Raw genomic sequence first — 16,556 nt, forward strand, 5'->3', positions numbered from 1 at the left:
CTCAAAAGAAAACTGCCAAAAATGATCTGGTACAATATTATCCTATTATTAATGATACATAAAATTCGTATGATGATATATTTTTCACCATACTGTGTTTACGTGATTGCGCAATGGAGTATGTTTTCTTACTTTCAAATTACTTGAATACATTACCGTTTACATTGCATGACAATAAAAACAGTTGATATACTCTTTCGGAGATCAATTTTTGTTCTCTACTTTTTAATCTTTTCGCTGGCGTGGCTGGCTCCAGTGACACAACATGTGAACGGTTATCCTGCCGGTGAAAATCTCTATTCATTATTTTCACCTGTGTGTCATCAATATCCAACCAGATCATTTTGGATTTTTGACAGACCGTGGGCATTATGCGCGCGGTGTTCTTCTGCTTATTTAGGATTAGCGCTCGCGTCATTTATTCCCTTCGCTGCGTTTTCTTATGCGCGAAGAGCGCTCTTCGGCATTGGCTTGATTATACTTGTCGCCATTGATCCCCTTCTTCAACTTTTTGGTTTTTATGAAAGCACCAATCTTCTTCGATTCATTACCGGCTTGATTGGCGGTTTCGGCGCCTTCTTGCTTATCTACCCAATCCCATTTAAACAAAAGGAGCGTCATCTATGAGGTACCATCTTCCCGTTATTATACTTCTATTTTTTATTGTAACATTTGGCTTCAGTCAGGATACAATAAAACTTTCGACATCGACTGTTGTTGTCGTAAAATCGACCACATCATTATCAAGCAAAAAATTAAAGACGGGGCAAGAACTTGTATTGATCGTTGCCGCTGATGTCGTCGTCAAAGGTAAAACCGTCGTCAAAGCAGGGACTCCGGTAGTTTGTGTTGTTGAATCTGCAGAAAGTGCCGGAATGGTTGGACAGGCAGGGAAATTGACGATTTCCGTTCAAAGTACTACAGCCGTTGATGGAAGTACTATTGCACTGTCCGGAAATTTTTATACAAAAGGAGAATCAAAAACAGGAACATCGATTGCCGCAGGCGTTATTCTTTGTCCTCTTGCGCTTCTCTGTAAAGGCGAAGAAGGAGATATTGCTGCCGGTGCTCAATCACGCGCACTAACGTTGGGGGAACATGAGATTGTGATTCCCGAAAAATAAAAAGACTAAACAGCCCGTGAAATCATTCACGGGCTGCATGTTAATTCGACTCTATCTATCAATCCGCTATTTCAACAAATATTCTTCCCAGAATAAAGTCATTGCGTTGTTAAAATAATCACGGTTCAGTTTTTTCTGAAATCCATGCCCTTCGTCCAGCGCCATCATATACCAAACAGGCTTACCATTTTTCCGCACTGTTGAGACAATCTGTTCTGCTTCGGTATATGGTACACGCGGATCGTTCTTTCCTTGTGCGACAAACAACGGTTTGGTGATCTTATACGCATTTGTCGTTGGTGAGATGGCCATCAAATGTTTGCGCATTGTGGTATCTCTCTCATCGCCATATTCCACTCTGCGAAGATCGCGTCGATATTCCTGCGTACTTTCGAGAAACGTGACAAAGTTGCTGATGCCAACAACATCAATACCGCATTTCAATCGGTCATTGTAGTTGAACATGGATGACAACACCATATATCCACCGTACGATCCACCATACACTGCGATTCTATTCTTATCTAATTCCGGCTGCGTCTCGATCCAATCAAGCAACGCGCCAATATCTTTTACGGAATGTTCCCGCTGAAATCCATTATCCAGCGAGACATATGTTTTACCATATCCGGTAGATCCGCGGACATTCGGAAATATCACAGCAATACCTAATTCGTTCACCCAATATTGCGAGAGTGATGAAAAGTTCGGCTGGGATTGGCCTTCCGGTCCGCCATGAATAACAATAACTGTGGCAGTTGGTTTGTCCAATTTTTTGGGAGCATAATACAATGCAGGAATCATTTTTCCATCAAACGTTTTATACTCGATCAATTTAGGAATAACGAAATTATCCGTATTCAGTCCGCCAACTTCGCTATAGGTCCACCGTGTAAATTTTTTTGTTTTCAAATCCAGCACATACACATCTCCCGGCGTTTGAGAGGTATTGATGGTAAGCGCAAGGTGTGTATCAGTGTCGTTAAAATCCCAGCTTCCAAATATTCCAACCGGCGGTTTTTCGGTAACAATTTCTTTCCGTGTTTTTCCATCAAGAACTGTCAGCGTACTTATTCCTCCCTGATTCATTTCATAGGCCAGATATTTTCCTGTCTTGGACACTTCAAAATCTGAAACGTCCCACGAAACATTCCTGGAAATAACCAATTTTTTCCCCGATGCAAGATCGAGATAAATCAATTGTTGATACTCACCAAATTCATCCGAGGTGTAATAGATTCCTTTACCATCTTGAGAAAATTTTGCTCCGCCGTACGCAATTTTTTGTCCCGGATTGATCTGTGTCTTTGCTCCTGTTGCAGCATCAACAGAATAGAGATACGATTCCGTCACCGAAATATATTGTCCCACAAGCATCTTTGTATCATCAGCAGACCAATCCTGCACACCCCACGAGCCATTAACTTCCATCAGCAACGATGCATTTTTTGGATCATTCAGTCCGGCAATGTAAATGTCATTGTCTTTTCCGTTCCGTTTTGTGCTCGTAAAGACAAACTGTTTTCCGCTATTGTTCCACAAACCGCCGCCGTTGCGCGATTTTCCATCCGTTAACATTTCGTATGAGCCGGTGTTCATATCAAAAGAATACAATTGAAAGAATTCTCCCCCTCCAACATCTTTGGTGAAGAGAAACATTTTTTTATTTTTACCGGGATAAAACGCTCCATTTCCGACGGGCTCCCGAAAAAATGTAATCTGCTTTCTGGCGCCGCCGGGCATCTCCACAAAATGGTATTGATTCGTTTCACCAAACCGTGTCGAAATCAACATCCCTTTTCCGTCCGGAGACCAATCGGTAAACGAAGCGCCCCGGACACTTTGATACTGATTCATTTTTTCGACAATACGATCAGGAATCGTCGGAATATCTTCGGTGACGATATTCCCAAACTGTTTTCGCTCCTGCGAAAACAACAACAACGGCAACAGCAATAACAGACCCAGTTTTTTCATCGGATACTCCTATGGTTTTTCATGGGGAAAAATACGCAGTGTAAGTCTATTTCACAACAGACAGTCGTCATAATAAAAAAAGGAAGCCTGATAGCTTCCTTTAATACTTCCAGTACGATTATGATCCTATTGTGGAAGATATTTTTTTATCACGGCCATCAATTGTGCCGGATCGGCAGGTTTGGTGATATATTCCGTGATACCTATCCGTTTTGCGTGATCTTTGAACTCCTTTTGAATAAATGCGGACATGATGATGAACGGAACTTGAATATTCTTTGTGCGAATATTGGTAAAGACATCCAATCCTGTCGGTCGGCCAATACCGAAATTGACATCGCAGATGACAAGCGCAGGCAGTTTTTCGGAAATGATTCGCACGGCAATTTCGGGAGAATCAGCCGTCACACAGACATAGTTATTCTCTTCAATGATACTTTTTGTCAGAAACAATTGTGTCTCATTATCATCGGCTACCAATACAAGTGGTCTGGCACCGTCATCGTACTTCGGAGGTTCTGCTTTTTTGGGTGTCTCTTGCTTCTTTGGCGATTCCGATTTTTTTACCGGCTCTGCTGCCGGCGTTTGCTCACGCTGTTTTACAGACTCCGTTTTTTTTGTGACCTCAGGCTGCGAAGGAGGATTCTGTTTTGGCGGCGTTTGTTTTGCCAGCTCAGGTTGTTTGGATACTGGTGCTTTCTTTGCAACAGTTTTGAGTCGTTCTTGGACCAAGAGCTTATCATCTTCGGTGATCTTATATTGTTTTCGAAGATCTCCCATAAACGTGATCCCTTTTTTCTCGCGCTCCTTTATTTTTTTCACATAGGCATCTAAGCGGATTTGATCTTCAATTTGTTGATAGTCCGCATCGCTAAGATTCATGTTCTTTTTAATTGCATCGATCTGGGATTGCATCGTACTGGTAATGATGCCGGCTTCGAACGCTTCTTCTAATAATGATATTAATTCTTCACGCATAATAATTTTTTAGCTCTGTCTTTCGCAGGAAACTATTTTTTCAGATTAGTACTGGTGGTAACTTACCGTTGAACGGGTTAATGAATAATCGATTTGCGGTTGACAAGTTTTCGCAACGTCGCAATCATTTGCTCCGGATCGATCGGTTTGATGATGTATTCGGTGATGCCGATTTTTTCGGCTTTTTCTCTGCTCTCCTGCTGCAAAATAGCCGTGACAATAACGAACGGTACGTCGGCATTCTTGCTGCGGATTTCGCTAAACACATCCATAGCGTTCAACTTACCAATACCGAAGTTGATATCGCAAAGAATGACTGACGGATGTTTTTCCTCTGCGATTCGTACTGCAGTTGTTGGAGAATTGGTCGTGATACATTCGAATCCATTGGACTCAACAAGCCGTTTAATAAATTTCAGAATTGTTTCATTATCATCGGCTGCCAGCACCAATGGTTTGACTGCAATGCCGCTGAGAGAAATTATATCTTCTTCTGCTTCTTGCGTATGTTCGGATGGTGATAGTATTTTGTTTTGCATAGTGGTCAATTCTGTTGCCATATAAAATGATCGATGGCAACGGTGCAGTGTATGCTTAAATACCTTTTGCGTATTTACGGATAATGGATCGCATGATGCTGAGGTTTGCACCTTGTGAATCCGCGACGACATAGAACAATGCTTTTCCGTTTTTCGACATTGTTACAAAATGAACCTGCGTATCCATTGTAATAAAAAGATCTTTAATCGTCTCATTCAACTGTAGCGCTTTAATTGTTTGCTGTTGTGCCTTCACTACTTCAATTATATTGGCACACGCGACATCCGGATCGAATGTATCTCGGACGCTATATGTATCCATGGAAAGCTCTGCCGTGTTTTCAACAACACTAATCGCTATTGCTCCGTTTAATTCCGACAGAACACCTTCGATAAAATCTCCGGCCAGTGTCCCTTTGCTGTATCCCATATCGTTTTACTCGTATTCTGTATTGGTAAAATAACGCACTGTTGAAATGTACTATAATTTCATACGAGATACATGACCCTAAGAATTTTATAATGTACAAGAAAGGTAACTACTCAGCAGAATTATATAATAATTCAAAAACATGCCACCGAATCACAAAAACACGAAAGTACACAAAAAGAATTTTAACCATTACTCCAACAGGTTGGTGAAATTTTGTGTTTTCGTGGTTTAGTGACAAAAAATCATAAACGCTGAGTCGTTACCAAGAAAGATTATTGTATCCGCGATATCACTGTGGTAATGTCGTCGCTCAATTCTCTGCCGTCGGAGAATTGTTGTACGGATGCAATCATGGCTGAATTTATTGCCTCGGCTGATCGATCGGGGGTGTTTCGGATCAAAGATTTCACCCGATCCATGCCAAATTGTTGATTTTTTGCATTGGAAGTTTCCGTCAATCCATCGGTGATAAAGCAAAATATATCATTTGTCCTGAAGGGAATCGATTTGGATTCAAAGACGACGGCAGGACTGATACCGAGTGCAAGATTATGCATCCGGTATTCCTCAATGGTATCGTTTAAAAGATCATAGTGCAAAATGGGGGGATGGCCTGCGGTCACCATGGAGACCAGTTTTGTCTCATGGTCGAACAGCGCCAATGCGCAGGTAACAAACATATTCTTTTTCGTTACGCTGTGAATTGTTGTATTCACATTCTTTAACAGTTCCGCCGGTGAATGTGTGTGCCGTAGTTCTTGAATAATGCCGCTCTTAGTCATGGCGGAAAGAATTCCCGCTCCCGTTCCATGACCGGATGCATCGGCAATCACCACCAAAATTTTAGAGTCGGAGATTTTGATGATATCGTAAAAATCTCCGCCGATTTGCGTTGCGGGGACACTTGTTCCGGCAATATCACACCACGAAGTTGTCAATGGAGATTTTGGTAAGAGCGATTCATGAATTGTTTGTGCCAGTTTTACTTCCGCTTCAATCTCAGCGCGGCGTTTATGTTCTTTGGCTAACGCGCGGACAAACAACGCATAACCGATGGAGATGCAGAACACCGCCACAACACCAAAGAGCGTTCGCTTCGTTTCAATATCCGATAACTGTTCTTTTGATAATTGAAATGGTGTTCCGGCTTTTACGTCGACTGTATCCACATCAGGCTGCAAAAACACCGGATCGATAAAGGACATCGAAAGGATAATCGCGACATACACAATTACCGCCGATATTAATCGGAGTGGTTTATTGAACGACATGACGATGGACCAGGAAAATAATCCACAAAGAATTGTCATAACGATCAACCGGATCCATGACGCTTGGATGATTGTTGACTCCATCAATAATGTCAACGGACCGATTGCTGCAAAAAGAAAAAAGACCGCCACCGCAAATTGATGATGATCTTTTATATTCATTGTTTTCCAACCATTGTGCGGAAATTGTGCCATAGCAGTCCTTTAGGAAAGTTCGTTCATCACCTTACGGTAAAATACCGGCTAAGATGCAAAAAATTCCATTGATATTTCCTTCAAAACTCCTTACTCTTTTGTATGATTAAGCCACTCTATAAAAAAATCTTCCGTGCAACGGCAATCATTCTTGGCATTGTATTTATTGCCTTGCAATTCGTTCCTTCCTCGTTTTCCAGAGTGAATCCTCCGGTCACCGGTGAACCAACATGGGACTCACCTGAAACACGCGCAACATTCTTTAAAGCATGTGCGGACTGCCACAGCAATGAGACGCGATTTCCTTGGTACAGTCGCATCGCCCCAGTTTCATGGCTTTTAGAAAAAGATATTCAACAAGGAAGAAAGCATTTCAATATTTCTGAGTGGGACAAGTCCGAACGGGGAGGCGACGATGCAGTTGAAGAGGTGCAAAAAGGAGCAATGCCGATAGGACCGTATCTGTTGATGCATCCGGAAACTAATTTCAACGTGACCGAAAAAAGAGCGTTTGTAGAAGGACTCAAAAAAACATTCAACGGAGATTCAATTGATAACGAAAATGAAGAAAACGAGTGAGTGAAAAAAAAATTCACATCTTTAGATCCTTCGCTTCGCTCAGGATAACATTGGATTATACTTTTGTCAACATCCCCTGTCATTCTGAGTCCCGACTTTTTTTGTCGGGACGAAGAATCTAATACGCAAGAAACAAAATGACAACAGTGAAATTACTACCGCTCTATATAATATTGATGTTACTATTCGTTGGTTGTGATAAAGAGAGCACCGCAATCACACAAGATCAGCCGAACAGTAAAGACTCCGTCGTTACCAGTCCTTTACGATTTATTTCGATCGATTATATTGAATTAGATAAGATTGACCGAATCTCAAAATTTCGTTCCGGTTTTGGTCATGATTATCGTGACGATGCCGAATCATGCCGAAGTATGAAACACTATTATCAGCCGTTGAGCAATGTTTCTTGGTCTTCCGTGAAGATTTTTTCTCCGGTCAGCGGAACGATTGTGAGGACATTTGAGGAATGGGCCGGAACACAGCTCTGGATTCAACCATTTTCCCAACCATCGTTTACGATTATTATCTTCCATATTGCACTTCAGAAACCGCTTATTCTTGGTGATACAGTAATAGCAGGCGTTCAGTTGGGAAACCATATCGGATCACAGACAATGTCCGATATTGCCATCGGGTTTTCAAACCAAAACAAATGGCAATTGCTTTCCTATTTTGATGTGATGTCCGATTCATTATTCAAACGATATACCGCAAGAGGAGTCACTTCCCGCAGTGATCTCATTATCACGAAAGAAGCCCGTGATGCCGATCCGTTGAATTGCAAAGGAGATTCTTTTGGAACGGCGGGAACGCTGGAAAATTGGGTTTTCTTGAAATAATGATAATCCTTTCCATATTCTCTACTTCCTTCTGAACTGTACCTTCTCTATATTAATGCCACATTTTTTCCCACTAATCTTATCGCTCTATGAAAACTCTTCTTCTGTTTTTTGTTCTTCTCGCTCAAGTTACCACCGCTCAAGTCTTCACCAAACTAACCGAAACAAACGGAGAAGCGCGAAGTAAAACGTACGATGTAGTTCACTACAAAATCGAAATCGCGTTCGATGAATCGAAAAAGATGGTGATCGGTAAAACGACAACGACATTCGTTCCGTACGCCTCCAACTTTTCATCGGTGGAATTCGATGCCGAAGATATCACCGTGAAGAACGTGATGATGGGAAAGAAATCGTTGAAATACGATTCACTTGCGAAAAGCATAAAAATATCGTTGGAGAAGTCGTATTCCTATAAAGATACTCTTATCGTGTCAATCGAGTATACTGCTATTCCTAAACGAGGCACATACTTTATCCAACCGGACTCGGCTTATCCAAACAAACCGTGGCAGGTGTGGACGCAGGGTGAAGATATGGACAACCATCATTGGTTTCCTTGCTGGGATTTTCCGAACGACAAATCGACAAGCGAAGTGATTGCAACGGTAAGGAGCAATTACACATTTCTTTCCAACGGAAAATTGGTAAGCGAAAAAGAAAATAAAAAGGGAGGAACAAAAACATTCCATTGGGTGCAGTCAAAACCGCACGTTTCGTATTTGATTATGTTTGCTGCCGGAGAGTACGCTGTGTTGAAAGAAAAATCGGACGGTATTCCGCTGGAATATTACGTGTATAAACACCATGTAGATGATGCAAAAATAAATTACGCTCACACCGCGCTGATGATGAAATTCTTTAACGAAAAGATCAGATTCAAATATCCGTGGGACAAATATGCTCAGGTAATCGTTGCCGATTTTGTTGCGGGAGGAATGGAAAACACTTCTGCCACAACATTGATGGACAGAATCACCGTGTATAATGCCCGTGCGCGTGTTGATGAATCCGCGACAAGTCTTGTAGCACACGAAATGGCGCACCAATGGTGGGGAGATGTTGTCACGTGTAAGGATTGGCGGCACATTTGGCTAAACGAAAGTTTCGCCACTTATTTCGATCCGCTTTACTTTGAATATGCGTTCGGTAAAGATGAATTCATCAACATTATGTATTCTGCTCAACAGACCGGCATCAACAGCGACAAGAATGCCGGACGAAAGCCCATTGTCAGCGTCGGATCCTTTGGCGCAAATATTTATCCCCGCGGCGCATCGGTCTTGCATATGCTCCGATTTATTCTTGGAGACGAACTCTTCTGGAAAGCGATTAACCATTACATTACCAAAAACCAGTTCCGTCCCGTAGAAACGAACGATTTTAAAGTGGCAATTGAAGAGGCAACTGGGCAAAATCTTTATTGGTTTTTCGATCAATGGGTGTACAAAGCGGGATATCCAAAATTTGATGTATCCTATACCTATAACGATTCTGCCAAAACGATTGCGCTCACCGTAAAACAGACGCAGACAATGGATAGTTTAACGGGCGTTTTTATCACTCCCGTTGATGTAGAAATTGTGAGTGGAAATAAAAGCGCAATACATCGCATCAGCATCACTCAAAAAGAATCGACCTATACGATGGCGGTTTCCGATAAACCATCGTTGGTCCTTTTTGACAAAGACAATTGGATTTTAAAAGAAGTGACATACTCCAATCGAGCTTTAACGGAATGGGCTTATCAGGCGGAGTTTGGAAGCGACGTGGCTGCGCGAAAAACTGCTGCGGTTGAAATAGGAAAACTTGATACGGCAGGAACATATATTCCCCTTCTTTCAAAAATTTCGAAGAACGATCCGTTCTGGAGCGTGCGTCAATCTGCTGTTATTGGACTGGGAACAATAAAAATTGTAACGGATGAAAAGAAACAGGCATTAATCGCCGCGCTCAACGACAATAAATCGAAGGTTCGCGCAGCTGCCGCATACCAACTCGGAAGTATCAAATCCAGCGATGTTGCCGCTGCACTTCGCGCTGCTCTGAACGATTCCAGTTATTCCACCGAAGCAAATGCGGTGACGGCACTATCAAAAGTGGATTCCACTCTTGCCGTTCCATTGATTAAATCGAGATTAAATAATTGGTCGTACGGTAATCAGGTTTCCAATGCCGCGTTGAATGCTCTTGCGAGACTTGACTCGGTTGAAGGTGTTGCAACAGCATTACAAAAAGTGAAATACGGCGCTGAAGTGTTAGGAAGAAACAGTGCCATGAATATCCTGAAGAAATACGGCAAAACGAGTGGAGAAGTAATGGCAATGTGTATTTCGCTGCTGAATGACAAATCAACAAGCATCAGATTTAGCGCTGTGGATTTTCTCGGTGAGAATGGCAATGAGTCTTCCCTTGCACCGCTGCAGATTCTTGCCGACAAAAAAGATGACAGCGCAAGCGGAGCGGCAAAAAAAGCAATTGAAAAGATTAATGACCGAATGAAAAAATAATTGCAGGAGCACGAATGAAAATTTTACAAATACCACCAAAACTAACGTTTTTGTTTCTCGTAATCAGCATAATATTGTTTTCACCAAATCCATTATTTTCCCAATCGTTTCAACAATACTTTCTGGATAAGACGATGCGGGTGGATTATCACCATACCGGCACAAAGGGAACAGAGATTTTTGCCTTGGACAAAATTTATGACGAAGGAATCTGGTCCGGAAGCAAAACACAACTGTTGGACAATCTAAATTACGGCGAATACATGCTCCGCGTGTATGATGCGCAAAGCGGTGCAATGATCTATTCCCACGGATTCTCTTCGATGTTTAACGAATGGCATTCTACGGACGAAGCACTTTCCGGAATAATGAAAACATTCCATGAGACGCAACGAATTCCCTTTCCAAAAAATAAAATTCAACTGACCATCTCACGCCGCGATAAGCAAATGATCTTTCACGAACTCTTCTCCACGGTGATCGATCCGAATAATTCATCCGTAGTGAATATTCAAAAACGAACAGCCCAATTTAAGAATGCAAAGATAGTTGATAACGGACCATCGGATAAGAAAGTTGATCTGCTCATTCTCGGCGACGGCTATGCAAAAGTAGACATGCAGAAATTTCGCGACGATGCGAAACATTATTCCGATGTGCTGCTTGGGACTTCACCATTCAAAGAACGAAAAAAAGATTTTAACATCTGGATCATCGAAGTAGAATCCAAAGAGAGCGGCATCGACAAACCGGCAAAGAATGAATGGAAAGAGAATGCCCTCGGCTCCACGTACGATACATTCGGCAGCGCGCGGTACGTGTTAACGGAAGAAAACAGAACGCTTCGTGATATTGCCGGACAAGTTCCGTATGATGCAATCGCCATTCTTGTGAATGACAATCGTTACGGCGGCGGCGGAATCTATAATCTCTATACTACCTGTTATTCACAATCCGATGTGAAAGGAATGGAATGGCAGATGGATTATGTGTTCGTGCACGAATTAGGACATTCGTTTGCCGGACTTGGCGATGAATATTACACCTCGTCTGTTTCCTATAATGATTTTTATCAGGCAGGTGTTGAACCGTGGGAACCGAATTTGACTGCATCCACAAACAAGGAAGCGATCAAATGGAGATCGTTCGTCAATGCATCCACCGCTGTTCCGACATCGTGGAGAAAAGTGGAGTATGATTCCATTGAAGCGCTCCGTGGAAAACTTGATCGTCTTGCAGCTGATTATTATCAGAAAAGAGAACCGCTCTATAATGCAGAACAGCTGATCTTAAAAGATGCTGCCTTCAAAAATATTGTCGGCGGATTTGAAGGGGCTGGATATGTTTCCAAAGGGATCTACCGTCCATCGCTTGATTGCCGAATGTTTTCACTCAGCTTGATTGGTTTCGATCCGGTCTGTTCCGCTGCAATTGATAAGGTGATTGATTCGTACGTTAAATAATAGAACACAGAAAAAAATATTCATTGGCACATTGCGCGAAGCGAAGTGTCTGGGGCTTGATTTACCGTCACACTGAGCGAAGCGAAGTGTCTGAGGTACGATTTAAAATACGATCAGATTCTTCGGTCGTCCCCATAAACGGGACTCCCTCAGAATGACCGGTGCTTGTGAATCATCGCCACACTGAGTGAAGTGAAATGTCTGAGGTTTGGTTTTCCCGTTACACTGAGCGAAGCGAAGTGTCTGAGGCTTGGTTTACCGCCACACTGAGCGAAGCGAAGTGTCTGAGGTAATATTTCTCATAGTTGACTTTACATAATAGAACACGGATATCACCGAAAAAAACGGATTTGCACGGAAGACAGTTGAAAATAATAATGACACTAAATGTTTATAAGGATTCGATTATGAAAACAATATCACGCGCATTTTTTCTTATTCTTTGTCTTTCGGTATTTTCCTTTGCGCACGACCCGCACAAGCAGGGACGCAAGATTGAATTTCCCGACATTCCCGGATATAAAACAATGAAGGTCGATCTTCATCAGCACACGGTTTTTTCGGACGGCGACGTATGGCCCTCCATCCGTGTGGAAGAGGCAGAAAAAGATAATCTCGATGCTATCTCATTGACTGAACATCTGGAATACCAACCGCACAAAGAAGATATTCCACATGCAGACAGAAACCGAGCATATACTCTTGCCTTAAAAGCTGCAAAAAATTCAAAAGTTATTGTCATCAACGGTTCGGAGATTACCAGAAAAATGCCGCCGGGGCACAGCAACGCACTTTTTTTGAGCGATGCAAATAAAATGCTCACTCCTGATTCCATCGAAGTCTTTCGCGAAGCAAAACGTCAGGGGGCATTCACATTTTGGAATCATCCAAACTGGCTAGGACAGGTGAAAGACGGCGTCGCCCGGTTGACCGACATGCACAAATTTTTGTTGAAGGAAAAACTGTTGGACGGCATTGAAGTGGTAAACGACGTCACCTATTCGGATGAAGCATTGCAGATTGCGCTCGATTATAATTTGACCATGATGGGAGCATCGGATATTCACGGATTAATCGACTGGCAATATGACGTGCCAGATGGCGGTCATAGACCGATCACACTCGCATTTGCAAAAGAAAAAACCGAAGCGAGTTTAAAAGAAGCATTGTTCGATCATCGGACTGTGGTCTGGTTCAACAATACGCTGATCGGCAGAGAACAATTTCTTGTCCCTCTCATCCAGCAATCACTCATTGTAGAAAGTACATCCTATTACGGTAAGACTTCCGTTCTGACGGTGAAGATAAAAAATTCCAGCAGCACCGAATATATTTTGGAAAATACAAGCAACTACCTTTTTCATGACAACAGTCATATCATCACGCTCAAGGCAAACGGTGTCACTAAGATTGAAGTAAAGGTGATGGAGAATCTTACAACTCTCGATCTAAAATTTAAAGTCTTAAGTGCTGTAACAGCACCAAAAATACACCCGGTGATTACTATACCCATTACGGTAAAGTAACGTACAAGTATCTTCCCAAGCCTGCTTAATTCGTTGAGCAGGCTTTTTTCTGTGCAAAACCTTCCTGTTTCTCACAAAATCCTCATCTCTTCACATTTCGAAAAAATAAATCTCTTTTTACTCTCCAATTTCTCCTATGGTTGGAGTATATGTACTTATAGACTGCAATAAATTATAAAAGAGTCCCTCCACATCTGAACCTCCGCCCTGTTTCCTCCCCCTATGGCGGAAGATGTGGAACTCTTTTTAATTCAGACCAAATTGTTTCTTGAATCTCTCTTGAAAGTGATTTAGTTTTGTTAAAGAATTTTTACTTATAGTTGTGGCATCACATCACTTTGGTTAAACCGGAGATAATATGATTCTTGAAATTGGAAAGTATTATCATTTTTACAACCGCTCAGAAAATCAGGAAGTCGTTTTTAAGGAAAACGAAAATTATCAGTTCTTCCTGGAACATTATAAACAATACACTCAGCAACATCTCTCAACCATTGCATATTGTTTAATGCCCACGCATTTTCATTTTCTTGTGAAAGTGACAAGCAACGACGTTGCCACCTTAAAAACACACATCGCCGCATTGTTAAGCAGTTACACAAAATCTCTCAATCGATCGATTGAACGCCACGGAAGTTTATTTCAGACACATTCCAAAGCAAAAGAAATTGATGATGAGAATTATCTCCCCACACTTATGTCCTATATCCACCAGAATCCTTTTCGAGCAGGATTGGTGAAACATATTGAAGAGTGGCCATACTCCAGTTATCGTGATTATGCGGGATTACGGAATGATCCACTTGTGGATCAATCGTACTTCCGTCAATCCTTCCCTACTCCGGAGAGCTTCAAAAAATATTCCGAAGAGCTTGTAATGATTGTGAAGTATAAGTACTGGATTTAATTGACTCAGAGTCATGGCATCACTATTTAAATGAACTGTGACAATGCCATTCTGTCTGTTGACAATCGAACAATGACTTTCAACGGCGAAATAATGAATTGCAACAATGAAAAAATGAGCTTCGTCATTCACACTTTGTTGTTGTACACTCTCACAAAGAATATTTCATGACGCAGAATGAAGTGTGACAGCTCCACAATAACCGTTTACAATCGCTGAATGAGTTTCGACAGGAGCATAATGCACATTGCACCTTTCACAATGGAGTTCGGCGGATAAACAATGAAGCATTGCAATGACACAATGTCTGATGTTTGAATGTAGATGCGATATACATTTGAAACAATGAAGGATAAATGAAAAAATCTGTAACTACTCAGCAGAATTACTTAGAAGCCATCTCAAAAACACAAAATCACGGTCGTTCTGAATCCCGATGTCGTTTATCGGGATGAAGAATCTGAAAATAGTTTCAGATTCTTCGCTGCGCTTAATAAAAAACATCCAAGGCTTGCTCAGAATGGCATTAGTTTCATTTTTGAGATGGCTTCTAACAATTTAAAAACATACCACCAAATCCCACCAAACAACAAGTCGGGCAGACACGAAAACACGAAAGTGCACAAAAAGAATTTGAACCATTATCCCAAAAAGGTTGCTGAAATTTTGTGTTTCCGTGTTTTAGTGGCAAAAAATCATAACCGCTGAGTAGTTACAAAAATCTGCGATAATCAGTAATCACATTGTCGGTCAAACTCGGAGCAGAGCACCACGATACATCTTGAAACCTTTGCAAGGTTGAGTGAAATTCAGTGATGCATGACTATGAGTAATAGCATCACTAAACATTCATCTTTAGATGTTCAACGGTGTAACTATCAAACATCTATCAGCAACACAAAAATAAGATCAAATTCTCCGTTACATTACCTCGTTTTTAGGAAATACCCTCTTTTGGGTATTGCACTTGCCGTTCACTAACACTACACTTTAAACGGATTAATTAAAGTATTATTGATTACCTCCGTTGAAGGAGTTTTTGGTGTAATGACCCGTTATTTTATTATTCCGGGATTAGGTGATTCCGGTTCTGATCATTGGCAAACATATTTCGAAAAATCTGTAAAAAACATCCGCCGCATACATCAGCAAGAATGGGATTCTCCCGAATGTAACGATTGGATTCAAACAATCGACAACACACTGTCGCATTATAACTTGTCGAACGTTGTGCTGATCGGGCATAGTTTGGGATGTGCAACCATAGTGCACTGGGCAACAACATACAATAAGAGAATCAAAGGAGCGTTACTTGTTGCTCCGAGCGATTTGGAAGCTCCGCTCTATACGTTCCCCGCAAAAGGATTTTCTCCGATACCAAAACAAAAAATCGATTTTAAAACCATTGTAGTGGCAAGTGAGAATGATATTTGGGTAACGCCGGAGAGGGCAAAATATTTTGCCGATTGCTGGGGAAGCGAATTTATCAGTATTGGCAATGCGGGACACATCAATGTCGTGTCCGGTTATGGTACATGGTCAAAAGGTTTGGAAATATTAAAAACGTTCGGATAGAGATGTTGAATTTCAGTCCGTAAGATTGGGCTCATATAATTATGGATACAAAAATAAAACCCCTCCCCCTTTTCTATCTGCTTTTTGGAGTTGTATGCGGTTTTCTCCTTGGCACATCGCTGAATGAAGAAATATCCTCTCTCCTTACCAAACTGATTACCGCACTTTCGCTTATTATTCTTCTGCTTTTTGGGAAAAAAATTGAACTGGCGTTCCATATGGAGGATATTCGCAATTGGCCTGAACTTCAGGAAAAAGGGAAATGGTATTTTGTTATTACGCGGTATGTTCTCTTCCGGGGAATTATCCTTTTTACGCTCTTTATTCTCCCGGCGTTTTCATCGGTGACCGTTTCCGTGGTGATTCTTGCTGCATCAGTTGCAGGATTTCTTTTTCTTGCAGGCCTTCTCACCTATTTCGGTTTGGGTGAATGGGAAAACAGCGAACAGGAATACACAATTTATCTTTTGAAGAATGCGGGAGAGCAGACGCGAATTGCACAAAATTAAAAACAGCGGAGCGTGCTTTGCGATACAAAATAGTTTGAAACCTTGCGAAGGTTTTACTATTTATTTCTCATACCCTTCGCAAGGTTATGAGAAAATATCCCGATGTGTTTTTATTGAAATTGAATAAG

Annotated in this window: 15 protein-coding genes; 10 read left to right on the top strand and 5 right to left on the bottom strand. The window is 41.6% G+C overall.

The genetic code is table 11. From position 1 onward, the window contains the following. Positions 1-168 precede the first annotated feature (168 nt). Both WDA22_16225 and WDA22_16230 read left to right on the top strand, forming a co-directional pair. A complete protein-coding gene (locus WDA22_16225) occupies positions 169-627 on the top strand; it encodes a DUF2085 domain-containing protein (protein MFA5835025.1) in 459 nt (152 codons plus the stop codon). Next, complete coding sequence (locus WDA22_16230) at positions 624-1,124, top strand: hypothetical protein (protein MFA5835026.1); 501 nt, start codon at positions 624-626, stop codon at positions 1,122-1,124. Before WDA22_16225 ends, WDA22_16230 begins: the two co-directional genes overlap by 4 nt. Before the next feature lie 66 nt (positions 1,125-1,190). On the opposite strand, the gene WDA22_16235 is transcribed toward WDA22_16230, so the two are convergent. The 5 genes from WDA22_16235 to WDA22_16255 form a co-directional block, all read right to left on the bottom strand. Continuing rightward, entirely contained in the window at positions 1,191-3,101 is a 1,911-nt protein-coding gene (locus WDA22_16235) for a prolyl oligopeptidase family serine peptidase (GenBank protein MFA5835027.1), read from the bottom strand. A gap of 126 nt (positions 3,102-3,227) precedes the next feature. Further along, the gene (locus WDA22_16240; GenBank protein MFA5835028.1) at positions 3,228-4,079 is read right to left on the bottom strand and encodes a response regulator; all 852 of its coding nucleotides are present in this window, start codon (positions 4,077-4,079) and stop codon (positions 3,228-3,230) included. 77 nt (positions 4,080-4,156) lie between these two features. Continuing rightward, the gene (locus WDA22_16245) at positions 4,157-4,618 is read right to left on the bottom strand and encodes a response regulator (protein ID MFA5835029.1); all 462 of its coding nucleotides are present in this window, start codon (positions 4,616-4,618) and stop codon (positions 4,157-4,159) included. Between the two features lie 55 nt (positions 4,619-4,673). After that, entirely contained in the window at positions 4,674-5,048 is a 375-nt protein-coding gene (locus tag WDA22_16250) for a hypothetical protein (GenBank protein ID MFA5835030.1), read from the bottom strand. A gap of 275 nt (positions 5,049-5,323) precedes the next feature. Next, positions 5,324-6,517, bottom strand: coding sequence for a PP2C family protein-serine/threonine phosphatase (locus tag WDA22_16255; protein ID MFA5835031.1), 1,194 nt, complete (start codon positions 6,515-6,517; stop codon positions 5,324-5,326). A gap of 102 nt (positions 6,518-6,619) precedes the next feature. Between WDA22_16255 and WDA22_16260 the strand changes: the two genes are divergently transcribed. The 8 genes from WDA22_16260 to WDA22_16295 all read left to right on the top strand — a co-directional run bounded on the left by WDA22_16260 (position 6,620) and on the right by WDA22_16295 (position 16,428). After that, positions 6,620-7,096 (top strand): heme-binding domain-containing protein, encoded by a 477-nt coding sequence (locus WDA22_16260; protein MFA5835032.1) that lies wholly within the window; start codon positions 6,620-6,622, stop codon positions 7,094-7,096. Positions 7,097-7,233: 137 nt separating this feature from the next. Continuing rightward, complete coding sequence (locus WDA22_16265; GenBank protein ID MFA5835033.1) at positions 7,234-7,938, top strand: hypothetical protein; 705 nt, start codon at positions 7,234-7,236, stop codon at positions 7,936-7,938. A gap of 89 nt (positions 7,939-8,027) precedes the next feature. After that, a complete protein-coding gene (locus WDA22_16270) occupies positions 8,028-10,448 on the top strand; it encodes a M1 family aminopeptidase (protein MFA5835034.1) in 2,421 nt (806 codons plus the stop codon). Positions 10,449-10,462: 14 nt separating this feature from the next. Next, a complete protein-coding gene (locus WDA22_16275; protein ID MFA5835035.1) occupies positions 10,463-11,911 on the top strand; it encodes a M64 family metallopeptidase in 1,449 nt (482 codons plus the stop codon). A gap of 407 nt (positions 11,912-12,318) precedes the next feature. Beyond that, a complete protein-coding gene (locus tag WDA22_16280; protein ID MFA5835036.1) occupies positions 12,319-13,437 on the top strand; it encodes an Sb-PDE family phosphodiesterase in 1,119 nt (372 codons plus the stop codon). A 358-nt stretch (positions 13,438-13,795) separates the two neighbouring features. After that, complete coding sequence (locus WDA22_16285; GenBank protein MFA5835037.1) at positions 13,796-14,344, top strand: transposase; 549 nt, start codon at positions 13,796-13,798, stop codon at positions 14,342-14,344. A 1,047-nt stretch (positions 14,345-15,391) separates the two neighbouring features. Next, entirely contained in the window at positions 15,392-15,919 is a 528-nt protein-coding gene (locus tag WDA22_16290) for an alpha/beta hydrolase (GenBank protein MFA5835038.1), read from the top strand. Positions 15,920-15,960: 41 nt separating this feature from the next. After that, the gene (locus tag WDA22_16295; GenBank protein MFA5835039.1) at positions 15,961-16,428 is read left to right on the top strand and encodes a hypothetical protein; all 468 of its coding nucleotides are present in this window, start codon (positions 15,961-15,963) and stop codon (positions 16,426-16,428) included. Positions 16,429-16,556 lie beyond the last annotated feature (128 nt).

Source organism: Bacteroidota bacterium, from assembly GCA_041658205.1.
Taxonomy (GTDB): domain Bacteria; phylum Bacteroidota; class Ignavibacteria; order UBA10030; family UBA8401; genus UBA8401.